The 21,177-nt window shown below is 63.8% G+C and carries 21 protein-coding genes and 1 pseudogene; 14 read left to right on the forward strand and 8 right to left on the reverse strand.

Annotated elements, in window-relative coordinates; all coding sequences use genetic code 11:
• Nucleotides 1-582: 582 nt before the first annotated feature.
• Nucleotides 583-1,380 carry an IclR family transcriptional regulator gene (locus ACLP4W_RS01370; RefSeq protein ID WP_442383376.1) on the reverse strand — a complete coding sequence of 266 codons (798 nt, stop codon included), beginning with the start codon at nucleotides 1,378-1,380 and terminating at the stop codon, nucleotides 583-585.
• A gap of 168 nt (nucleotides 1,381-1,548) precedes the next feature.
• Between ACLP4W_RS01370 and ACLP4W_RS01375 the strand changes: the two genes are divergently transcribed.
• The 5 genes from ACLP4W_RS01375 to ACLP4W_RS01395 all read left to right on the forward strand — a co-directional run bounded on the left by ACLP4W_RS01375 (nucleotide 1,549) and on the right by ACLP4W_RS01395 (nucleotide 6,235).
• Nucleotides 1,549-2,316, forward strand: a complete 768-nt coding sequence (locus tag ACLP4W_RS01375; protein WP_442383378.1) for a CoA transferase subunit A — start codon at nucleotides 1,549-1,551, stop codon at nucleotides 2,314-2,316.
• On the forward strand, nucleotides 2,313-2,975 hold the full coding sequence (locus ACLP4W_RS01380) for a 3-oxoacid CoA-transferase subunit B (RefSeq protein ID WP_442383380.1): 663 nt from the start codon (nucleotides 2,313-2,315) through the stop codon (nucleotides 2,973-2,975). The genes ACLP4W_RS01375 and ACLP4W_RS01380 overlap by 4 nt, the downstream gene beginning before the upstream one ends.
• The gene (locus tag ACLP4W_RS01385) at nucleotides 2,972-4,156 is read left to right on the forward strand and encodes an acetyl-CoA C-acetyltransferase (protein WP_442383382.1); all 1,185 of its coding nucleotides are present in this window, start codon (nucleotides 2,972-2,974) and stop codon (nucleotides 4,154-4,156) included. The genes ACLP4W_RS01380 and ACLP4W_RS01385 overlap by 4 nt, the downstream gene beginning before the upstream one ends.
• 476 nt (nucleotides 4,157-4,632) lie before the next feature.
• Nucleotides 4,633-4,938, forward strand: a complete 306-nt coding sequence (locus tag ACLP4W_RS01390; RefSeq protein WP_442383384.1) for a hypothetical protein — start codon at nucleotides 4,633-4,635, stop codon at nucleotides 4,936-4,938.
• A 364-nt stretch (nucleotides 4,939-5,302) separates the two neighbouring features.
• Nucleotides 5,303-6,235, forward strand: a complete 933-nt coding sequence (locus tag ACLP4W_RS01395; protein ID WP_442383386.1) for an MBL fold metallo-hydrolase — start codon at nucleotides 5,303-5,305, stop codon at nucleotides 6,233-6,235.
• A 153-nt stretch (nucleotides 6,236-6,388) separates the two neighbouring features.
• Here ACLP4W_RS01395 and ACLP4W_RS01400 read toward each other — a convergent pair whose 3' ends face one another.
• Complete coding sequence (locus ACLP4W_RS01400; protein ID WP_442383388.1) at nucleotides 6,389-6,994, reverse strand: PadR family transcriptional regulator; 606 nt, start codon at nucleotides 6,992-6,994, stop codon at nucleotides 6,389-6,391.
• 104 nt (nucleotides 6,995-7,098) lie between these two features.
• Between ACLP4W_RS01400 and ACLP4W_RS01405 the strand changes: the two genes are divergently transcribed.
• The 3 genes and pseudogenes from ACLP4W_RS01405 to ACLP4W_RS01415 form a co-directional block, all read left to right on the forward strand.
• The gene (locus ACLP4W_RS01405) at nucleotides 7,099-9,120 is read left to right on the forward strand and encodes an oxidoreductase (RefSeq protein WP_442383390.1); all 2,022 of its coding nucleotides are present in this window, start codon (nucleotides 7,099-7,101) and stop codon (nucleotides 9,118-9,120) included.
• Between the two features lie 29 nt (nucleotides 9,121-9,149).
• A complete protein-coding gene (locus ACLP4W_RS01410; RefSeq protein ID WP_442383392.1) occupies nucleotides 9,150-9,980 on the forward strand; it encodes an enoyl-CoA hydratase/isomerase family protein in 831 nt (276 codons plus the stop codon).
• 21 nt (nucleotides 9,981-10,001) lie between these two features.
• Nucleotides 10,002-10,241 (forward strand): annotated as a pseudogene (locus ACLP4W_RS01415) (acyl-CoA dehydrogenase family protein); the annotation flags it as partial.
• A gap of 123 nt (nucleotides 10,242-10,364) precedes the next feature.
• On the opposite strand, the gene ACLP4W_RS01420 reads toward ACLP4W_RS01415, so the two are convergent.
• The 6 genes from ACLP4W_RS01420 to ACLP4W_RS01445 form a co-directional block, all read right to left on the reverse strand.
• Entirely contained in the window at nucleotides 10,365-10,718 is a 354-nt protein-coding gene (locus ACLP4W_RS01420) for a winged helix-turn-helix transcriptional regulator (RefSeq protein ID WP_442383434.1), read from the reverse strand.
• Between the two features lie 60 nt (nucleotides 10,719-10,778).
• Nucleotides 10,779-11,735 carry an AraC family transcriptional regulator gene (locus ACLP4W_RS01425; RefSeq protein ID WP_442383394.1) on the reverse strand — a complete coding sequence of 319 codons (957 nt, stop codon included), beginning with the start codon at nucleotides 11,733-11,735 and terminating at the stop codon, nucleotides 10,779-10,781.
• Nucleotides 11,732-12,160: a tautomerase family protein gene (locus ACLP4W_RS01430; protein ID WP_442383396.1), complete on the reverse strand. Its 429-nt coding sequence runs from the start codon at nucleotides 12,158-12,160 to the stop codon at nucleotides 11,732-11,734. The genes ACLP4W_RS01425 and ACLP4W_RS01430 overlap by 4 nt, the downstream gene beginning before the upstream one ends.
• Before the next feature lie 75 nt (nucleotides 12,161-12,235).
• On the reverse strand, nucleotides 12,236-13,168 hold the full coding sequence (locus tag ACLP4W_RS01435) for a fumarylacetoacetate hydrolase family protein (protein ID WP_442383398.1): 933 nt from the start codon (nucleotides 13,166-13,168) through the stop codon (nucleotides 12,236-12,238).
• A gap of 1 nt (nucleotide 13,169) precedes the next feature.
• Nucleotides 13,170-14,417 (reverse strand): CaiB/BaiF CoA transferase family protein, encoded by a 1,248-nt coding sequence (locus ACLP4W_RS01440; RefSeq protein ID WP_442383400.1) that lies wholly within the window; start codon nucleotides 14,415-14,417, stop codon nucleotides 13,170-13,172.
• Complete coding sequence (locus ACLP4W_RS01445) at nucleotides 14,417-15,253, reverse strand: enoyl-CoA hydratase/isomerase family protein (RefSeq protein ID WP_442383402.1); 837 nt, start codon at nucleotides 15,251-15,253, stop codon at nucleotides 14,417-14,419. Before ACLP4W_RS01445 ends, ACLP4W_RS01440 begins: the two co-directional genes overlap by 1 nt.
• A 113-nt stretch (nucleotides 15,254-15,366) precedes the next feature.
• On the opposite strand from ACLP4W_RS01445, the gene ACLP4W_RS01450 reads away from it, so the two are divergent.
• From ACLP4W_RS01450 to ACLP4W_RS01475, 6 genes are all read left to right on the forward strand, one after another.
• Entirely contained in the window at nucleotides 15,367-16,005 is a 639-nt protein-coding gene (locus ACLP4W_RS01450) for a TetR/AcrR family transcriptional regulator (protein ID WP_442383404.1), read from the forward strand.
• Between the two features lie 190 nt (nucleotides 16,006-16,195).
• Nucleotides 16,196-16,843, forward strand: coding sequence for an SRPBCC family protein (locus ACLP4W_RS01455; RefSeq protein ID WP_442383406.1), 648 nt, complete (start codon nucleotides 16,196-16,198; stop codon nucleotides 16,841-16,843).
• Between the two features lie 34 nt (nucleotides 16,844-16,877).
• Complete coding sequence (locus ACLP4W_RS01460) at nucleotides 16,878-17,411, forward strand: (2Fe-2S)-binding protein (RefSeq protein ID WP_442383408.1); 534 nt, start codon at nucleotides 16,878-16,880, stop codon at nucleotides 17,409-17,411.
• A complete protein-coding gene (locus ACLP4W_RS01465; protein ID WP_442383410.1) occupies nucleotides 17,404-19,779 on the forward strand; it encodes a xanthine dehydrogenase family protein molybdopterin-binding subunit in 2,376 nt (791 codons plus the stop codon). Before ACLP4W_RS01460 ends, ACLP4W_RS01465 begins: the two co-directional genes overlap by 8 nt.
• Entirely contained in the window at nucleotides 19,776-20,642 is an 867-nt protein-coding gene (locus ACLP4W_RS01470) for an FAD binding domain-containing protein (RefSeq protein WP_442383412.1), read from the forward strand. The genes ACLP4W_RS01465 and ACLP4W_RS01470 overlap by 4 nt, the downstream gene beginning before the upstream one ends.
• Before the next feature lie 30 nt (nucleotides 20,643-20,672).
• Complete coding sequence (locus ACLP4W_RS01475; RefSeq protein WP_442383414.1) at nucleotides 20,673-21,098, forward strand: hypothetical protein; 426 nt, start codon at nucleotides 20,673-20,675, stop codon at nucleotides 21,096-21,098.
• Nucleotides 21,099-21,177 lie beyond the last annotated feature (79 nt).

Genomic DNA, 21,177 nt, shown 5'->3' on the forward strand with positions numbered 1-21,177 from the left:
GCGGATCTCAGCCCAGTCCTCCACTGACAACAACTCCCTTCTCCTCTCGGCTCATGCACCGAGAGTCGTTCGAAGGGGGTCAGAATTCAGGCGTCGACACGGGGTCAGTTTTCACGCGTCGCCGACAGCGAGCGGCGATCCGTCCTGTACCTGTCAGTCTTTAGACGCTTCGGTCGCGCTTCGCAGCCTGGACGGTGAGGTGTTTATCGACGGCGTCTGCGGTCACTGGTGCTCACCCAAAACCGTGCCTCCGTTCACTGTTCTCGCCGCCGTCCTGGCGATTATTCCCGACGCCTGCGACAGCTCATCCCCAACAAAGCCCGAACAAGGCCCCCGCGGCGACGACTCAACGATCAGTACGACGGCCAAAATCCGCTCGCTCGGTTAGCAATGGCCCCGGGGTGAGGACCTCGTCTATTGGGCATTCGTGAGGGGAATGAGTTCCACATCGTGTGGTGGGACCCTAATCATCTGGAACGACAAACTCGTCGAGACACCAGTAGCCGACGCTCAATCCCTCGCGGGTGTTCGTGACTTCCGTCGCGACGACGACGGTGCGTACCTGAAGTACGCGAATGGAGATCAGTGCCGCGACCGCGCTGCCGTCGGAGCGGCTCTTGTTTGGAGCCGACCAGACAGCCGGTGCGCCTCTCGGAGCAGTAACGTCCCGAGTTCGTGGATGCGACCTGATTTGAATCGTGTCTCGACGCCGGTGAGGCTCAGCGCCCAGGCGGGCCGGCCACTCTGGTCGAAGACCGCGGCCCCGATCCCCCAGCTCCCTTCTACGATGAGTGCCGGGTTCACGGCGTAGCCGGTAGTGCGTGTCGAGTCAATCCGGGTGCGTACTGCTGCTTCGGAATGACCGACACCCCAGTCTGATTCGAGATGCACGCGGGCGAAGAAGTCGTCGACATCCCGCGGCGGCAGGTGGCTGAGTATCGCGAGGCCAGCCGACGCCACGCCGAGGGGAAATCGCCTGCCCTCGTGAAGAACGTGTGAGCGCAGCGGGAAGCTGCCTTCTTCGCCTAGCACGCAGACGGTTTCGTCACCGCGGCGCGCGGACACGAACGCGCTCTCCCCCGTGTCTCTCGCCAACCCAGTAAGTATGTCGCGGGCCTGCTCGGTGATGTCGTAGCGGCGGGCGGCGCTGACCCCCAGCAGATACAACTCCGGGCCCAACGACCACCGCCCGGTCGTCGCGTCGCGGTCGATCAGCCCCTGCTGTGCGAGTGCAACGAGCATTCGGTGTGCTGTGGGACGGGCGAGCCCGGCTGCTTTTCCCAGCCGGGTGGTCGAGGACCCGCCCGGGTCGGACGCGCTGACAGCGCGTAGCAACGCGCCGACACGCGCGATCACCTGGGGGCGGTGCCCATGTTCCACCCCGGTCAGGATAGTCGTTCATTCAATGAACGTACAGCTGCCTGATGATCGCCCCATGAGCACTTCCCGGCAGGCAACTACTTAGCAATTGCATGATCTGTCAGCTCTGTTGTTCACTCAGTCAGGGATCGACGTGTGGTCGATCAGTGAACGAAAATCAGGAGCACGATGGGATCGAAGGTGTACGCGTCGACCGCCGGTGCAGTTGCAGACATCGCTGACGGCGCCACGCTGGCGGTGGGCGGGTTCGGCCTGTGCGGTATTCCCGACGCGTTGATCGAAGCGATCGCGGAGTCCGGTGCCGCTGCGCTCGAGATCTATTCCAACAACTGCGGCGTCGACGGTCAGGGGCTGGGTGTGCTGCTGGCCCTTGGACGCATCCGCCGCGTCACAGCCTCCTATGTCGGCGAGAACAAAGAATTCGCCAGGCAGTACCTCGCCGGCGAACTCGAGGTCGAGTTGACTCCGCAGGGAACGCTCGCCGAACGGCTACGGGCCGGTGGCGCCGGGATACCTGCATTCTTCACCCCCGCGGGTGTCGGTAGCCCCGTCTCCGACGGCGGTCTGCCGCGGCGTTACGCCGCTGATGGTTCGGTCGCGGTGGCGTCCCCACCCAAAGAGACTCGCATGTTCGGCAATAAGCGCTATGTCATGGAGGAGGGGATCACCGCCGACTACGCCCTCGTGCACGCCCAAGTTGGTGACACCGACGGCAACCTCGTCTTCAACAAGACAGCGATGAACTTCAACCCGCTCGCCGCGATGGCTGGCCGGATCACCATCGCGCAGGTCGAGCACCTCGTCAATCCCGGAGACATCGACCCGGCGGCAGTGCATCTACCGGGAGTGTTCGTCCAGCGCATAGTGCACACCGGGGTGCAGGACAAGCAGATCGAGAAGCGGACCGTCCGCCCGGCAGAGGGAGCAAACCGATGAGTGCCAGGACCACCGTCACAGGCTGGACGCGCGATCAGATGGCCGCCCGCGCGGCGGCGGAGATGATCGACGGCGAATACGTCAATCTGGGCATCGGTCTGCCCACACTCATCCCCAGCTTTCTCAACGATGACATCCGTGTGACATTGCACTCGGAGAACGGCATCCTGGGCACCGGGCCGTACCCGTCAGACGAGGCGGTCGACGCCGACCTCATCAACGCGGGCAAGGAGACCGTCACCGTCAATTCCGGTGCGGCGTACTTCGATTCGGCGCTCTCCTTCGGCATGATCCGCGGCGGCCACATCGACACCGCGGTCCTCGGTGGCATGGAGGTATCGAAAACCGGCGACCTCGCCAATTGGATGGTGCCCGGCAAAATGGTCAAAGGCATGGGCGGGGCGATGGACCTGGTGCACGGCGCTGCACGAGTTATCGTCGTGATGGAACACACCGACCGCAACGACAACCCGAAAATCGTTGACGCGTGCACATTGCCGTTGACCGGACAAGGCGTCGTCGATCGCATCATCACCAACATGGGCGTCATCGACGTCGTCGGGGACGGAACCCTCATCCTGCGCGAACTCGCGCCTGGTGTCACAACCGGCGACGTCATCGCAGCCACCGGCACGCTGCTCGCGGTGGAACTGTCATGACAGCACCGAGAACTTCCGTCATCGTCGCGGGAGCTAGAACTCCAGTGGGCCGGTTGATGGGATCGCTGTCCCGCTTCTCCGGCTCCGACCTCGGCGGCATTGCGATCAAGGCGGCGCTGGCCAAGGCGAAGATCTCCGGCGACCAGGTCCAGTACGTCATCATGGGCCAGGTGCTCACCGCGGGCGCCGGCCAAATACCAGCGCGACAGGCAGCCATTGCCGGCGGCATTCCGATGTCGGTACCCGCCCTGACAATCAACAAGGTGTGCCTGTCGGGTATCGACGCGATTGCTCTGGCAGATCAGGCAATTCGGGCGGGCAGCTTCGACATTGTGGTGGCCGGAGGCCAGGAGTCGATGACGCGGGCGCCGCACATGCTGGAGAAGTCCCGGTCCGGTTTCAAGTATGGCGACATCACGTTGAGAGACCACCTCGCCTATGACGGGCTGCACGACGTGTTCACCGACCAGGCGATGGGTGCGCTGACCGACAGCGCCAACACACTCAGCCGCCAAGATCAGGACGAGTTCGCGGCCGCCTCGCATCACCGCGCGGCTGCGGCATGGAAGAACGGGCTCTTCGACGACGAGGTCGTGCCGGTGTCCATCCGCCAGCGCAACGGCGATCCCTTGGTGTTCGCCGAGGACGAAGGCATTCGCGCCGGCACCACCGTCGAAACCCTCTCAGGTCTGCGGCCGGCGTTTTCCAGAACCGGCACCATCACCGCGGGCAATGCCTCACCGATCAACGACGGTGCCGCAGCCGTCGTGGTGATGAGCAAGGTCAGAGCAACAGAGCTCGGACTGGACTGGCTCGCCGAGATCGGTCCGCACGGCATGGTGGCCGGACCCGATTCAACGCTGCAGCAGCAGCCGGCGAACGCGATCGCGGCCGCCTGCGCACATGAAGGTATCGATCCGAAATCGCTGGATCTCGTGGAAATTAACGAGGCGTTCGCCGCAGTCGGTATCTCGTCGACACGCACACTGGGCCTCGACGCATCGAAGGTGAACGTGAACGGCGGCGCGATCGCGATCGGACATCCACTGGCGATGTCGGGCGCCAGAATCGTCTTGCACCTCGCGCTGGAACTCCGCAGGCGGGGGGGCGGGATCGGCACAGCCGCGCTCTGCGGGGGCGGTGGACAAGGATCGGCGTTGATCGTGCGTGTTGGCCCCTAAAGCGTGTCGAACAACTGTGTTTGGTTGGTCGGCACCGCCCTTCTGGGCGTCGTCGGTTCATCCAAAGGACACCGCGGCGACCGCAACCAACGGGGTCTGGCTCCATGGGAGCGTGATCCCTCGGCAGAGGTGATGGCGGCGAGCTGGTTGACACTGCTCGCGTCGGGACGGGCGGACCGTGTCGCGAAGGAGTCCGTCGCGGCCGCCGTGTCCGAGGCGAACACGTGCCCGTACTGCGTCGAGGTCCACGACGCGACCCAGCAGATCATCGGCGGGATCCACGACGCCGACGCCGTACGGGCCTGGGTGCATGGCGGCCAACCGCCCTTCCCGGACGATCAGCTCGAGGAGTACGTCGGTGTCGCGGTGACCTTCGAGTACCTGAACCGGATGAATAATGTCTTCCTTCCCGGGAGTCCCATTCCGGCCAGGCTGCCTGGCCTCACCCGCGATCGAGTGCGCCGGACGATCGGCGGGTGGTCACGCCAGGCAAGCGGACCATCGAGCCTAGCGGCTCGCTCGGGCTGCTCCCGGACGCCCAGCTGCCCGAGGACCTGTCATGGTCGGCAGGGCACGCGACCATCGCCGCCGCGTTCGCCCGCGCGAGCGCGGTTATCGACTCCGCCGGTGCGCGGTCGCTCCCACTGCGAGTGCGCCAACTGGTTCATATGTACCTGTCCGAGGATTCTGCTCGCAGCGGCCCGAGTCGTAGCTGGGTGGACCATGCCGTCGCCGAGCTCCCTCGCGGTGAACCGGGGCTATCGGGAAACTGGCGTTGCTGACCGCGCTGGCCCCCTACCAAGTCGATGCCGATGTGATCGAGTCCGCACGGCGCCAGGGCGTCGACGACGCCGCACTTGTCGAGCTCACAGCGTGGGCGAGCCTGGCGTCTGCCTGACGGGCGGGTCGCCGGTATGCGGAGGCGAGCCGGTGATCGTGCCGGAAGCTCGCGACGGGGCCACCTGACCACGGCCACGCCCGGTGACGGCAGCTGCGCTCCGAGGACCGTGGCGCGCGTGTACCAGTGTCGGGCGCGCTCGTTCTATTACGGAGAGATCGTGGTTTCCTACCGTGGGGTGTCGCCGCACCACAACCTGAACGGCCCGGGGCGCGCCGGCTGACCAACTCGCAAACCTGGAGGTACCAGTGGACACCGATACCCATTCGCCTGCCGCACACTCAACAGGATCATCGGCAGAGGCACCGCCGATCCGCGCCACGGTCTACGTCGGTCGCTGGCCCCAGGTCCCGGCCGATGACAGGCCAGAGATCCCGAGCGGCACCTTCTCGCCCACCACCTCAACCCTCGTAAGCGGCCCGACCGAGGCGGTTCTGATCGACGCCCAGTACCTCAAGGACGACGTCCGGGACCTCGGCGACCTGATTAAGCGCACGGGCAAGAAGCTCACGACGATCTACATCACCCACGCTCACGCCGATCACTACCTGGGCTTTGGCCCGCTCTTGGAGCGGTTCCCGGACGCGAAGTGCGTGGCGCTACCCCACGTGATCGACTCCATGAAGGCAACCATGGACATGCAGATCGAGCAGTGGAAAATACTGTTCGGCGACGCGTGTGTGATGGCGGGGCCGCTGCCGGACCCGATCGAGGGCCGCACGCTGCACGTCGACGGTTCGCCGCTGAACATCATCGAAGTGAAACAGGCCGACATCCACCCCACGACCGTGGTCCACATCCCCGAGATCGATGTCGTAGTGGCCGGTGACTCCATCTACAACGAGATCCACCCGATGCTGGGGCTGTCGACGCCCGAGGAGTGGCAGGACTGGCTCGAGACCGTGGATCTGGTGGAGAAGCTCCGTCCCCGGATGATCGTGGCCGGCCACCGCAGGCCCGACGGCGACGACCACGCGACGGACACCATGATCGCCCAAACCCGCGCCTACATCAACGATTTCGCGGCCGCCTACGAGGTCGCGAAGGACGCCGAAGATCTGGTTGCCACCATGACGGCGAAATACCCCTATCACGGCAACCTCTGGACCCTGCAGTTCTCCGCCATGGGCGCGATCATGCTTCGCGACAGCGGTGGCTCAGCGGCGGACCTCGTGCGATGACCTGGTCGACCGGGGCCCACCACGGTCCTGGTCGACAACAGAAGGGCCGGTTGGGTTTTGCGGGCTTGGCGCGCTGGCGGCGTCGATTCGTCACAGTGACGCCGCCGACCCTCTGGCCGTCGCCGCGGCACAATTTGTCGAAGCCACCCGCTGTTAACGCGATCGTCGATCACTCTTTCGGTGCTCGGATAGCTGCTCGGCAGCCTTCGCAGACCAGCTGGCCCAGGCCTGCTCGGTTTCAATACCTGCCTGAAGAATGAGGTATTGCAGCCGCTCGCGGCGCGTCTTTAGGGGGCGGTCGAAGTCGCGGTCCTCAATGCGTCGGTAGGTCTCCAAAAGCGACCGATGGCAGTCCACATGCTGTCGTAACTGCTCGCTCATGTCGATGCCGCCCAACGCAGCGGCGGCACGCAGCCGCACCAGGAGTGGATCCCTGACTGGCACCGGCTCTTGGCCTTCGAGAACCCATCGCCGCAGGCATTGCTTGCCGGCCTCGGTGATCTCGTACGTGCGAGGGGCACCCCTGCCCTTCTCCTGGCTGGCGGTCAGTCGGATGAGTCCCTCGTCGGCCATGCGCCCGAGTTCACGGTAGATCTGCTGATGGGTGGCATCCCAGAAGTAGCCGATCGACCGGTCGAATCGGTGCGTCAACTCCCTTCCGTTTGAGGGTCGCTCCATGAGCGCCGTCATGATCGCGCACCGCAGCGACATCTGACCACTGACCTCCGTTGACGTGATGGTGACGACCAGCGCGGTCAACTGTACCCACCGCGCGATCTGCCGGTTTGTGCAACATGTTGCACAAATGATACTCTGCAAGGGCCGTGCCGCACTCGAGTCACCACCAAAGGACGAGATCAGCAATGACCCCCTTTCCCAGGCTGTTCGAACCGCTCGCCATCGGATCGATGACATTGCCGAATCGGGTGGTGATGGGCTCCATGCACCTTGGCCTGGAAGAAGTCGACGGCGGATTCGAGGCGATGGCGGCGTTCTACGCAGAGCGCGCGCGGGGCGGCGTTGGTCTCATCGTTACCGGCGGCATTTCCCCAAACCACGCCGGAAGGCCGTTCGACGTGGGTGCCACCATGACGTCAGCGCAAGACGTACAACACCATCGGCCGGTGACACGCGCGGTTCACGATGCCGGCGGCCTCATTGCGCTGCAACTTCTCCATTTCGGCCGGTACGCGAAGCACGCCGACCTCGTGGCGCCCAGCGCGATACAGGCCCCCATCAACAGTTTCGTTCCCCGAGAATTGAGCCCCGCTGAGATCGAGCGCACCATCGACGACTTCGCGCAGGCGGCAGTGCTCGCCCGATCTGCCGGCTACGACGGTGTCGAAATCATGGGATCCGAAGGATATTTGATCAACCAGTTCCTGGCTCCTCGTACCAATCGCCGCACCGACGAATGGGGCGGCGACCTCGACGGCAGGGCCCGCTTCGCGATCGAAACGGTGCGCCGGGTCCGCGAAGCAGTCGGGGATGACTTTCTGATCCTGTTCCGGGTCTCCGTGGTTGATCTGGTACCCGACGGCGCGACTTTCGCCGAAACCGTTTCTCTGACTCAACAACTCGAGAAGAGCGGAGTGTCGGCTCTCAACACCGGAGTCGGTTGGCATGAGTCGCGCATTCCCACGATCGCATCTGCCGTCCCCCGGGGAGCGTTCAGAGATTACACCGCCAGGATCCGGGCAGCGGTGAACATTCCAGTTATCGCGAGCAACCGCATCAATACCCCGGAGCTTGCCGAGGAGATGCTGGCAAGTGGTTGCGCGGACTTGGTGTCTCTAGCCCGTCCGCTGCTGGCCGATCCGGAATTCGTGAGCAAAGCGCACACCGGTAGGGCGCACCGCATCAATACCTGCATCGCCTGCAATCAGGCGTGTATCGACCATACGCTGGGTGGAAAGATCACGACCTGCCTGGTGAATCCTCGCGCCGGCCACGAACTCACGCTCAATATCACTCCGCCGCGCGCAGCCAAGCGCATCGGCGTGGTGGGAGCCGGACCGGCGGGAATGGCGTTCAGTGCGTTCGCCGGCCGACGGGGTCACCGCGTAACCCTGTTCGAAGGCGAATCCACCTTAGGGGGACAGTTCGACCTTGCCCGGCGCATTCCAGGAAAGTCGGAGTTTAGCGAGACGATCAGGTACTTCGAGGGTGAGCTTCACGAGGCCGGGGTCTCGATCCGGCTCGGCACACGCGCCACCGTCGACATGCTGTTGGCGGAGGGTTTCGACGAGATTGTCGTCGCGACCGGAGTCAAACCGCGCCCGCTATTGATACCCGGCGCGTCGAATCGTTCAGTAGTGAGTTATCTCGACGTTCTGCGCGGTACGGCATCGATCGGTCAACGGGTCGCCATTATCGGCGCCGGCGGCATCGGCTTTGATGTTGCCGAGTTCATCACACACCAGGAATCGCAGGATGGCGACGGCTGCGACGCGTTCTTTCAACGCTGGGGTGTTGAGGTCGATCCACACGTTCCCGGCGGGGTTACCGCAGCGGCGGATCAGCCATCCCGACGCACCGTTCACTTGCTCCAACGTAAGCAAGAAAAGCTCGGGGCTCGGCTCGGGTTGACGACAGGGTGGATCCACCGCGCCGAGCTCGCGTCACGCGGCGTTCGGATGGTGTCGGGCGTGACCTACGACGCGATCGACGACGACGGCCTGCACATTACGGTGAACGGCCGCGCGGAGACGCTGGATGTGGGCACCATCGTCGTGTGCGCGGGTCAACTTCCGCAGCGCGACCTTCACGACGAGTTGGTCACCCTCGGCGTGCGCGTACACCTGATCGGCGGCGCATCGGTCGCTGCTGAACTGGACGCCAAGCGCGCGATCCGCGAGGGCACCGAACTGGCCTCGACGATTTAGCCAAGTACACACCGAAGATGGAGGCAAGGATGTCCCAAACACGCCACGGGGCGGGAACGACACCGCCCGCCGCGGAGTTACGCACGGCCGGGCTGAGCTTCTCGGCTCGAGATTCGGTCGCCGAAATAGTGCTGTGCAATCCGGCGCGGCGCAACGCGCAGACACCCGCGATGTGGCGGGCGCTGGCCGCGCTTGCGCGTGCGATGCCTGCCGACGTTCGTGTTCTGGTCATTCGCGCCGAAGGGCCCAGCTTCTCCGCCGGGCTGGATCGGTCCATGCTCGACGGAGCCACCGACGGTGAGACGGTTGCCGGTCTGGTCGACGGTACGGACCTGGCCATGGCGCGCACGATTGATGAATACCAGGCGGGATTCACGTTTCTGCGTGACCCGAGTTTCATCTCCATCGCCGCTGTGCAGGGTCACGCCATGGGTGCGGGGTTCCAGCTCGCCCTGGCCTGCGATATCCGGATCTTGGCCGAAGACGCGGTTTTCTGTATGAAAGAGACTGCCCTCGGTCTCGTGCCTGATCTTACGGGCCTTACTCCACTGGTACGACAAGTCGGCTACGCGCGCGCGCTCGAAATCTGTGTTCAGGCACGCAATGTCGACGCCCGAGAAGCGCTCACGTTGGGCCTTGCACACAGTGTGGTGCCCAAGGAGGACCTTGAGCGAGAAGTCGACACGTTGACCCACTCCCTCCTTCAATCTGATGCCGACGCCGCCCGAGAAACCAAGAGGCTTCTGCAGTCAGCCGAGACCTTGGACCTGGAGCATCAACGTCACCTCGAAAGCGCAGCCCAGATTAGGAGACTGCGTGCAATCGCCGCCAATCGAGATCTGCCCAAAGCCTCCCGATGACACTGCGTGATGTGAACGCGCATGCCTTCCAAAGGGGTTGAGATATCTCTGAATCCGTCGTTCGACTTGTTCAGGCTGCCCGGCGAACACGTGGACCTTCGAAAAGCGCTTCGTGACGTGTGCGCGCGAGAGATCGCGCCCTACGCGGCCGACGTCGACGAGCACGCCCGGTATCCAGAGGAGGCGTTGACGGCGCTCACCAAGGCCGACTTCTCTGCGATCCATGTACCCGAGGAGTACGGCGGGCAGGGCGCGGACGCCGGTCGACGCTGACACCGGCACCATCACGACGCTGGACAAGCGGATCGCCGACCTTCGAACCACAGTAAGGACCTCGCCGCGTCCGCTGACTTCCCGCCGGGCCAACAACGACATCGCCGGATCTCAGGGGCGAAGGGTTGCTTCGATGGTTTCGGTCGATGCGATATGCCCTCTGGCGCAGCGCACTTCAACCTGGATCGGACTTCCGCATTCGGCATGGGAGAGCGCCACCCGTCCGCCGTCGGAGCGCACCCATTGATCGGCCCACTGCATCAGCCCGAGAAGGGCAGGCAGAAGGCCCTGGCCCTTCGCGGTGAGGTGGTAGTCCTCCCGACGGCGTTGGCCGGGCGCGTGATACGGCCGCCGTTCCAGCAGCCCCTCATCGACCAGCTCCTTGAGCCGGGCGGCGGTGATCTTCTCACTGAGCTTTGCGCCCCGCGCACTCCTGCGTTGACCCCGCCTGCGCTGGCCGGCGATGCGCCGCTAGACGGACACACTCCATGCCCTGCCGATGGCCTTGTCTGGCCATGTTGGAGGTCAGGTGAGTCCGTGGGCTTCGCGGTAGTCGCCCGGCGGCAACGACATTTCTCGACGGAATTCTCGACCGAAGTGGCTGGCGTCGCAGAACCCCCAGCGGTGCGCGATGGCCGCGATCGACAGGTTGGTGTTCACCAGGTCGGCTCTGGCGGCGGCCAGACGGTGCTGTCGGACGACCGATCCGACGGTGTCTCCGGTGGCTGCGAATGCTCTGTGCACGGTTCGGGGCGCAACGCTGTGGGCGGCAGCGAGATCTCGGACCCTGATCGCACCCGTGCGCAGGTGGGCCACGATCCATGCCTCGAGCTGTCGTCGCAGCAGCGGCAGGAACTCGCTCTCGCCGATGTCGGGGAGCTGATTTGCGCGGATCATCCCGGCGATCAGGGTCAGCAGGGTATTGCGGGTGGCTTCGATCTGCGCCGGTGACATGCGCCCGTACTGACCGTCGATGCCGATTAGGAAGTCCTGCAGGAGATTGGCCAGCGGATTGTGGGCGGTGTCCATCAGTAGACAGTTGGGCACGCCGCCGCCGGTATCAAACGGGGACAGGGCCGTCATGGGCACTTTGACCGTTCGTTTCGTCAGCCGCTGGGGGATGACGAATCGTCCGGTGGCGCGGGTACTCATGATCAGAACCGTGCCGGGCCGCAGCACCACGGTCTCGTTGGCGCATTCGATGATTTGTTCGCCCGCCGACGCCGTGAACAGCAGCACCGCGTCCTCGTCTCGACGGGCGCAGGTGCTGCCTCGGATTCCTTCGACTTGGGGGCACTCCCAGTCGGTGATGCGCAGGTCACCGAGGTCTCGCTCGCTGATGGACCCGAAGCCGCCGACTCGTTCCCTGCGGCGCAGGTCCATGCTGGCAACCCGGGCACCAACGGCGACCCGCCAGCGAAAGTCCAGCTCCTCTGCTGTCGCACGGTCGGCGGGCCTCAGCATCGGTTCGGTGAGTGTCACGGCCTGCCTCCTGGCGATGTCGCTACGGATCCGGAACCACTGGGTGGACGCGGGGTCGAGGATGGCAACGGGGTGAACCCATGTCGCGAGTGTCGGAGATGTGAGAGGCCGGTGCCTTGAATTCCGTGGAGGGCATCCTTGTTGGTGGTGAACCATTCGGCTTCGCCTCCGGGATACGGAAGGAACAGCCCGTACTCCATGATGACATCCGGGTCGAGCTCGGTGAGGCCGGCCAGGAGCTGGTTTCTGGCTCCAGTCATCGTTGACACTTTGGTGTCAAGCTCCCCTGCGCTGTCCACGGCACCCTGAGGCAGTTCGATGAAAAACACGTGCACGAACTCTCGCAGAGCTCCAGTCGCCTCGAGGTGCGCATCGGTGATGGCGGTCGCGATGTCGGCCTTCATGGACTCGGCGAGCATCCCCATCCGCGATGCACATTGGCAGACGGGCACAGATTCATCTCCTCGGTCTATGAGCGGTTGCGGGCTGCGCTGAGGGTTCTAGGTGAGAGGCTTCGGTGATCCACCAAGCACGATGATGGACTCGATCGACCCCAAAACCGAAGCAGCCAAGGTGACTTGGTCGGTCTCCTTGAGCCACGGGTACTTGTCGAGCCCATGGACCGTGGCAAGCTCAAGAATGCAGCCGGTACCGACCGTGCCGGACCCGATGATGTCACCGGGCACCAGCGGGGTCCCACGAGACGCGTAGCTGATCATCTGCTCGAAGGTCCAGTACAGGCTGGACCAGTTCCCAGCGCTGTACCTGGCACCGTTGACGTCCGCGGTCATGGCGATGTCGTAACCCTGGCTCGTCCGGACCTCCGCAAGCTCGTCGGGGGTGACCATCCAAGGGCCGAAGCTTGTGGCGCTGTCCTTGGATTTGACGGGCCCCAGACCGACCTTCATTTCCTGCGCCTGCAAGTCGCGGGCCGACCAGTCGGACATCAACATGAACCCGCCGATGTGTTCGCCCGCGTGGTCGACTGCAATGTCCGCTCCGGGCTTGCTGATCACGGCGGCCACTTCGAGTTCGTAGTCGAACCAGGTACTCCCCGGAGAGATTGCGATCTCGTCACGGTGAGCGCGAACCGCGCGGGGATTGGTGAAGTAGAAAGCGGGAAGCTCGTACCAGACCGGGCTCAGAGTCACCCCGTTCGCCTTCGTCGCCCTCAACGCGTGGTCCTCGAAGGCCATGAAGTCACGTATGGATGGCGGAACAGGAACCGGTGCAAGCAGTTTCGCGCTGGAGATAGGAACGACCTCGTCGGGGTCGGCGATCATTGCCTCCGCCAACTCGAACATCCCTTCGTTACCGAGGCTCAATGCGTCGATCAGGGACCGTCCTGGTGGTCCACCAGAGATCGATTGGCCGTGCAGAACGCCGGCTCGTGGTTGACCGTTGACCGGTGAGACGTAGGTGACCCACTTCATCTCATGACCCCTCGTCTGCGAGTTCGATCGGGACGCCTGGTGCGCCCCCGATCAACGCGGACAGTTTGTAGAGCTTCTCGATATCGTGATCGCTGTAACCGAGTTCGTGAAGGATCTCGGAGTTGTGCTCGCCCTGGAGGGCGGGCACCTGGGGAACCAGCGTTCCGTCGTGTGCGCTGAAGTGCCACGGCGGCGCGGGGATGGTGATCTCGCCGCCTTTGCGGTCCGAAACCTTGCGGGTTGCGACCCAGCTCTGCGCCCACTCGGTCTTCGCGAAATCTTTCATCTCACGAACGGTGCCCGTTGCGAGCTTTGCTTCGTCGAATTGAGCGTCGAGAGACGCCATGTCCTCGAAGGTCAGGATCCACTTCTGCACGATGGCATGCAGCGCCTCCAGGTTCTGCCTACGCAGTGCAGCGGTCAGGAAGCGAGGATCTTCGGCCAGGTCTGGTCGACGCATCACTCTGAGGTAGAACTCGAAGTTCCCCGTACCCACGAGCGACATGGGGACAACAAACACGGTCCCCTCTGGGCTGGTGAAGAACGGTGTCTGCGTCGCGCCCAGAACAGGGGGCTCGTCGCCAAGGTCAACCTCGGAGAGGTCGTAGTGGACGCGTTCGTTCATCGAGAGGATCACCGACGCCATCGCAATGTCGATGTACTGACCTTCACCGGTCACATTGCGGTGATTCAGTGCCGCGAGCACAGCGATCGTCGCGTGCAGGCCGGCGTAGACGTCCGCATGCGACAGGGCGTCTGTTTGGCGGTCGCCCTCCCCCACATGAAACTGCCGGTGCGTGTTCTTGGTGAAACCGGCCTCGGCTTGAATCGTCGGCGCGTAAGCCATGCGGTTCCGCCACGACCCCTTCTGGCCATAACCACTGATCGACGCATATACGACCTTGGGATTGCGAGCCGCAACCGAGTCGTAGTCCAGGCCAAACGACGCAAGGGCGCCTGGCCTGAAGTTCTCCAGGATGATGTCGGCCGTCTCACACAGCTTGAGCACGATCGACCGAGACTCCGGAATGTTCAGGTCGATGCTCAGGTTCCGCTTTCCGGAGTTCTGCTGGGCGTAGTAGCCGCTGACCTCGCCGAAGACCGGCTGCGCCAAGCGGGACGTGTCCCCGGCCGGAGGTTCGACCTTGATAACTTTGGCCCCCAGGTCGAGTAGGTGCTTGCCGCAATGCGGCCCGGCCAGGACTCGCGAGAAGTCAATGACGCGAACTCCTTCAAGTGGAAGAGGCATTACTTGCCCTCGAATCGTGCCGCACCGGGGCCGTTCACAGAGAGCGACCTGAGGCCTTCTTTCAAGTCACGCGAAGACCACATGTCCTTCTGCAACTCACGCATCGCTTCGTCGGCAGCGCGCACACCTTGGTTGACCGCGACGCTGATGATGCGCTTCGTGGACGCGTGGGCAACCGTCGGGCCGTGAGCAAGTTCCTGGGCAAGAACGTTCGTCGCGTCGACAAGCTGGTCGTCGGGGACCACCCGGTTGATGACGTTCCAACGTTCGAGCGTCCGCGCGTCGTAGCGGCGAGCAAGCAAAGCCATCTCTTTGGCCCGGGTCGCACCGGCACGCTGAGCAACTCGCTGCATGGCCCCCATCAATGGGTTCATCCCGATCGTCGCCTCGACAGAACCGATCTTCGACGACTCTGCGGCGATGATCAGGTCGCACGCCAACGCGATTTCGAGGCCACCACCGACGCATACGCCGTGGACCGAAGCGATGATCGGAAGAGGTAATTCGTCGAAGACCCGCAGGATTTCGGTGACGTCGCCCTCCGGGGCGACGCCCTCCTGTGCACTCTCGAACAGGGTCACGTCAGCACCCGCGCAAAAGTGACGCAGCGAGCTTCGCAGGACGACCGCGCGCGCTCCCTGTGCCTGCGCCCAGCGGGTGCCCTCGATGAGCCCTTCGATCAGGGCAAGACCCAAGAAGTTGTGGGGGCGGTCTTGCATGATCAAGTGCGCGACAAGCCCATCCATCTCATAGATCACGGGGCGCGAGTCGTCCACGGGCAGCTGGGGGGTGGTCTCGTCAGGGAGCGCGGATCCGCTCAGCGAAGTTTCGCTCATTGTCAGGTCTCCGATCGCATTGGTCTGGGTTTGATCCACCCAGAGAACTGATGATAGCGATCGTTCTCTCTCTGCACAAGAGTGAAGTAGAGAACGTTCGCTATACTGGCGCCATGGTCAAGACTTCAAGAACCAACGCCCCTCCCCGGGACCGCCTCATGGCCGCGGCGGGGCTGTTCTACACCGAAGGCATCCGCGCAGTCGGGGTCAACCGGTTGCTCGAAGAGGCGCGGACTCCGATCATGAGTCTCTACCGACACTTCGGGTCGAAGGACGGACTGGTCGAGGCGTTTCTACGCGACAAAGACAGTCGGGTCCGCGCCAAATTCGAACGCCAGGTCAACCGGTTGGCGGACAACGGCAGGGACCGTGTGTTGGCCGTGTTCGACGTCCTCGGTGAGGTGATCGCAGACCCTGCATACCGGGGCTGCACATTCATCAACGTCGCGGTGGAAATGGCAGACCCGGAGCACCCTTTCGTGGAGATTGCCATATCTCACAAGAACTTCGTGCGCCAGAGCTTCTCGCGTTACCTCGCCGAGGCTGGCCTGCGAGAGACTGAGCCGCTGGCCACACAGCTACTCATGCTGATGAATGGCGTTTTCGTTAGCGCACAGATGCATCCGAACGGGAAGGACGCAGCCCTGCAAGGGCGCATGGCCGCAGAGGCGCTCCTCGATGCCGCACTCAACGCGCAGGCCAACTCTGTGAACGGCAGCGCTGTCGCGTCCCGAGGGGACGTCGGCGGCTAGCTGCCCCTCGAGCCTCGAGACCTCAGCCTGGGAGACGGGCTTTACGACCCAGACTTGCCACAGGTCCAATAGCTTTCATTGACATGAGAGCGAATGTTCTCTATCGTACGTATGACAGCCCCCACACCAGACCGTGTAGACCAATCGCCGGCAGGCGGCAGGCAAGTTAGCTCGGAGAAGGGTTTACGACGTGAAACTGGAGCACTCATTCGCCATCAACGAGGGAATTGATGCGGCGTGGGACGTCCTGAACGACGTTCGCAGAATCGCCCAATGCATGCCTGGCGCCTCAGTCGATACCGTTGACGGGAACGACGTCACCGGACGTTGCAAGGTCAAACTTGGACCGATCGGACTGACCTACAAAGGCCGGGCAACGTTCGTCGAACGAGACGTGGAAACTCATCGGATCGTCCTCGAAGGCCTGGGCCAAGACGGCGCGAACGGGCGTGCATCCGTCACCGTCGTAGCGAACCTCACCGCGGAAGGCGCCGGAACACGAGTCGACCTCGAAACCGACCTCAAGCTCACGGGCAAACCTGCCCAGTTCGGCCGTGGCGTCATGGCAGACGTCGGCGACCGGATGATCGGCCAGTTTGCTGACGCCCTCGCGGAGCAACTCGCCGCGGAGAAGCAGACGCCTGGCGGCGACGGCCCCGGAATCGGAGCCGACGCAGCTGACTTGCCGACAAACGAACCGCTGGATCTGCTTTCTGCAGCACGTCCCATTGTCGTGCGCCGAGCGGCGACGGTCGTAGGACCGCTTCTCGTCGTAGTGGCTCTCCTTGCGGCATGCGTACGACAGGCGTCGCGATGGCGAAACTCGCGGCGTCGATGAATCCGGTCACTTTGACGCAACGGAGCGCGAAGCAATGACACACGACGCAGTGACATCAGCACGGGCCGCGTCTGACGCCCACCTCATTCCCATCGCCTACACGCTCAACGGAGTGCGGGTCACCTGCGAAGTCGAAGCGCGGACCCTGCTGGTCCACCACCTTCGAGAGGAACGAAACCTCACCGGTACCCACATTGGTTGCGACACCAGTCAATGCGGCGCCTGTGCGGTCCACGTCGACGGTCGAGCCGTGAAGTCATGCACGCTACTCGCCGTTCAGGTCAACGGCTGCGACGTAACGACGATCGAAGGCGTACGGGGCGACTGCCCCGACGGTCTGCACCCGGTCCAAGACACGCTGCGCCGCAAACACGGGCTTCAGTGCGGCTTCTGCACCCCCGGCATCGTGATGACGGCGCTCGACCTCCTGGACACCGAAGAGCCCCTGACAACCGAACAGGTCCAGCACGGACTCATCGGGAACATCTGCCGTTGCACCGGCTACCAAAACATCGTCGAGGGGATCGTCGAACTGTCCGAGTCGAAGGGAACGCGCTCGCATGAATAACGCCGCAACCTCGGCCGAGGCGACGTCATCGTCGCGCTACTTCGGCGAGTCCGTCCCGCGTCGTGAAGACTTCCGATTCCTCACCGGAACGGGGCAGTTCTCCGAGGACATCACATTGACCGGGATGCTGTACGCGTCAGTCGTCCGCTGCACCCTCCCGCACGCGGACATCGTTTCCATCGACACCGAAGCAGCTAGGTCGCAGCCAGGTGTGGTCGCCGTTTTCACCGCGGCCGACTTCGGTGACGATGAAATGGGAACCATCCCGACGGACTGGACGCTGCCGATCATGGATGGCATCCCGGAGCGATACCCCCTCGCCCGCAAGACGGTGAAGTATGTCGGCGAAGGAGTCGCCGTCGTCATCGCGGAAACACGAGCACAGGCTGATGACGCCGCTCAATTCGTCGACGTCGAGTACCTCGAACGTGAGTCCGTCGTCGACTCCGAGGCAGCGACCCGCGAGGGCGCGCCCCTGGTTCACGATAAGTACGAGCGCAACACCTCCTACGTCTGGCATCTCGGCACGGGCGACTGGGACTCCGTCGCATCCGCCGCCGATCACGTCGTCGACGTCCGGCTTGTCAACCAGCGCGTCCACGCGAGTTCACTTGAAGCCCGGGTATCCATCGCCGACTACCGAATCGGCACCGACAGCCTCACGTTGTACCTGGGCACGCAGAACGTCCACGTCGTGCGCCGGAACCTCTCGATCGCCATCGGGATCCCCGAGAACCGCATCCGCGTCGTCACCCCGGCCGTCGGTGGGGCCTTCGGATCGAAGCTGTGCCTGTACCCCGAAGACGTCCTCGTCTCCGCAGTCAGCCGCCGCCTGCGCCGCCCGATCCGATGGGCGGAAACTCGGTCCGAGCACTTCACCGGGACCTCCGGCGGGCGGGACCACGTCGAATACGTATCCCTCGCGGCCGACAAGGAAGGCAAGATCCAGGCCCTGAAGGTCACGACATACGCCAACCTCGGCGCGTACGTATCCGGCATGGGCGCCGGCATTCCGATGGTCTCGGGCATGATGTTTCCCGGCGTTTACGACATCACCGTCGCTGATGTCGACATCCACGGAATCTTCACAAACACCAGCACGACCGAGACCTACCGTGGCGCCGGGCGGCCCGAGGCCGCCTACTTGATCGAACGAGCCATCGATGAGCTCGCGCACAAGATCGGCATCGACCGGGTCGAACTGCGTCGCCGCAACTTCATCCAACCCGACCAGTTCCCGTATGAGAACGCCACCGGCATGACGTACGACTCGGGCGAATACGAGCGGGCCATGGACAAGGCGCTCGACATGATCGGGTGGGAGAAACTCCTCGTCGAACAAGAGGCTGCCCGCAAGCAAGGCAGGATCGTCGGGCTCGGGCTCAGCGTCTACACCGAGTTCTGCGGGTTCGGCGACTCGCACCAGTTGCAGCTCGTCGGTTTCGACAGGGCGACCTGGGAGCAGTCGGTCGTCACGGTCACCCGAACAGGTTCGGTGATCGTTCAGGTCGGCATCGACTCCGCCGGCCAGGGCCACGAAACGTCGATCGCTCAGGTCGTCGCGAGCGAACTCGGACTCGACATCGACGACGTGGAAGTGCTCCAGGGTGACACCGACATCGTCCACTTCGGAACCGGCACGTTCAACTCGCGTTCGATGTCCAGCGCAGGCAGCTCGGCCGCCCTCGCCGCCCGCAAGATCATGGCCAAGGCCAAGCGGCTGGCCGCGCATATGCTCGGCGTCGACGTTGACGACATCGTCTACAAGGACGGCGTCTTCATCGCTGGGACCAGCGGACGGCAACTCACCTTCGAAGAGGTCTCCGTCGCCGCCTGGCGCGGTGTCGACCTCCCGGAGGGGATGGAGCCGACGTTGAAGGAGATCGCGGTGTTCGACCCGCCGACCTTTACGACCCCGTTCGGTGTACACATCGCCGCGATCGAGATCGACCCCGACACCGGTGCCATCACCATCGACCGGTACGTCGCCGTCGATGACTGCGGTAACCAGATCAACCCGCAGCTCGTCAACGGCCAGATCCACGGCGGTGTCGCTCAAGGCATCGGTCAGGCCCTCTACGAAGGTCTCGCCTGGGACGAGGACGGCCAGCCGATGTCCGCCAGCTTCATGCAGTACGCAATCCCGCGGGCCCATCAGATGCCCCGCCTCGAAGCCGGTCACACAATCACACCCTCGCCTATCAACCCCTTGGGAGTGAAGGGCGTCGGTGAATCGGGGACGATCGGGTCGCCACCGGCGGTTGTCAACGCGGTCATGGATGCCGTGCGCAGACTCGGTATTCAGAACCTCGACATGCCACTCACCCCGTCGAAGGTGTGGGCGGCGCTCCAGGAGGTGAAGAAGTGATCCCCGCGACGTTCGCCTACATCGCCCCGGAAAGCCTCGACGAAGCAATGGCCATCCTGGCCGGAAGCGACGAGGAGATGAAGATCATGGCGGGCGGGCAGAGCCTTATCCCCCTGCTCAAACTGCGTCTCGCAGCTCCAGCTGTCGTCATGGACATCTCCCGTCTCGACAACCTGCACGCGATCGAAGACACACCATCGGCGGTCAAGGTCGGCGCGTTGGTCACCCATGACTACCTCATCAACAACGAGCAGGTCGGTCAGATCTGGCCGATCGTCCATGACGCCGGCGAAGACCTGGCAGACCCGCTCATCCGGAACCGTGGCACGTTCGGTGGATCGCTCGCCCACGCCGATCCAGCAGGAGACTGGCCAGCTGTCGCTCTCGCCGTCGACGCTGTTGTCCACGTTCAAAGCGTCCGTGGGGCACGCGAGATCGCGATCAAGGACTTCTTCACGTACCTGTTCACCGCGGACATCGCGGACGACGAAATCCTCACGCACGTCTACCTCAACAAGCCGCCCAGGGGCACTGTCTCCGCGTATGTGAAGATTCCGCACCCGGCGTCGGGCTACGCGGTCGCGGCGGCCGGTGTCAGCCTCACGATCGAGGCCGACGGAACGTGCCGAAACGCCCGGGTGGCGCTGACCGGAGTCGCCACCACCCCGCTCCGCTCCCCCGGTGCCGAACGAGCCCTCGATGGGCGGGCGATCGACGCCGACGCGATTCAGACGGCCGTCGACCACGCGGCTGACGGCATCGACGTGATGGGTGACACCTATGCACCTGTCGCCTACCGCAGACATCTCATCGGCGTGGTGACTCGTCGCGCCGTCCAACGTGCCATGGCCCGTCGGACCTGACCGATCCAATATCAAAGAGAGGCAAGACAAATGACCGACCAACTGAAGTTCTTCTCCGAAGAGTGGTGCGACGCGGCGCTCGCTGCGCATGTGGGTGCCCTCGCGGAAGCGGAGGCCAAGGCCGTCAAGGACCCCGCGAATTTCAATCGCGTCATCGCGTTCGAGATCGCCGATCGCCCCGATCTGGTCACGCACCTCGAATACGCCGGCGGCCGTGCGGTCAGCTGGAGGTCTGCGACGAACCTCTTTGATGAAGATCGCGTGTGGGCATGTTTTCGCGGGAAGGTCGAGCACTTTCGTGAGGCCGCTGAGGGGAAGACCCCCGCGGCAAACCTCGTCATGGGCGGCAAGGTGCGCCTCGCCAAGGGATCCATGAAAGACGCCATCGAGAACGCGAAGGCCTTGAACATCATCATCCGGGCCTGGGGTGACTTGCCAACCGACTGGGACGTGTAACAACTCGACCGCCACGTAGTCCGCAAGTACAGAAGCGCCGCACAAGGTGTGGTGGCTTCGGTTCGCCAGTGAGAGAACG

It is taken from the genome of Mycobacterium sp., from assembly GCF_052145595.1.
Lineage (GTDB): Bacteria > Actinomycetota > Actinomycetes > Mycobacteriales > Mycobacteriaceae > Mycobacterium.

Excerpts from the sequence above, each read along its gene's own strand:
- ACLP4W_RS01375 (WP_442383378.1), top strand. The coding sequence starts at position 1,549 with ATGGGATCGAAGGTGTACGCGTCGACCGCCGGTGCAGTTGCAGACATC.
- ACLP4W_RS01380 (WP_442383380.1), top strand. The coding sequence starts at position 2,313 with ATGAGTGCCAGGACCACCGTCACAGGCTGGACGCGCGATCAGATGGCC.
- ACLP4W_RS01385 (WP_442383382.1), top strand. The coding sequence starts at position 2,972 with ATGACAGCACCGAGAACTTCCGTCATCGTCGCGGGAGCTAGAACTCCA.
- ACLP4W_RS01405 (WP_442383390.1), top strand. The coding sequence starts at position 7,099 with ATGACCCCCTTTCCCAGGCTGTTCGAACCGCTCGCCATCGGATCGATG.
- ACLP4W_RS01410 (WP_442383392.1), top strand. The coding sequence starts at position 9,150 with ATGTCCCAAACACGCCACGGGGCGGGAACGACACCGCCCGCCGCGGAG.
- ACLP4W_RS01430 (WP_442383396.1), bottom strand. The coding sequence starts at position 12,160 with ATGGGGATGCTCGCCGAGTCCATGAAGGCCGACATCGCGACCGCCATC.
- ACLP4W_RS01435 (WP_442383398.1), bottom strand. The coding sequence starts at position 13,168 with ATGAAGTGGGTCACCTACGTCTCACCGGTCAACGGTCAACCACGAGCC.
- ACLP4W_RS01440 (WP_442383400.1), bottom strand. The coding sequence starts at position 14,417 with ATGCCTCTTCCACTTGAAGGAGTTCGCGTCATTGACTTCTCGCGAGTC.
- ACLP4W_RS01445 (WP_442383402.1), bottom strand. The coding sequence starts at position 15,253 with ATGAGCGAAACTTCGCTGAGCGGATCCGCGCTCCCTGACGAGACCACC.
- ACLP4W_RS01450 (WP_442383404.1), top strand. The coding sequence starts at position 15,367 with ATGGTCAAGACTTCAAGAACCAACGCCCCTCCCCGGGACCGCCTCATG.
- ACLP4W_RS01460 (WP_442383408.1), top strand. The coding sequence starts at position 16,878 with ATGACACACGACGCAGTGACATCAGCACGGGCCGCGTCTGACGCCCAC.
- ACLP4W_RS01465 (WP_442383410.1), top strand. The coding sequence starts at position 17,404 with ATGAATAACGCCGCAACCTCGGCCGAGGCGACGTCATCGTCGCGCTAC.
- ACLP4W_RS01475 (WP_442383414.1), top strand. The coding sequence starts at position 20,673 with ATGACCGACCAACTGAAGTTCTTCTCCGAAGAGTGGTGCGACGCGGCG.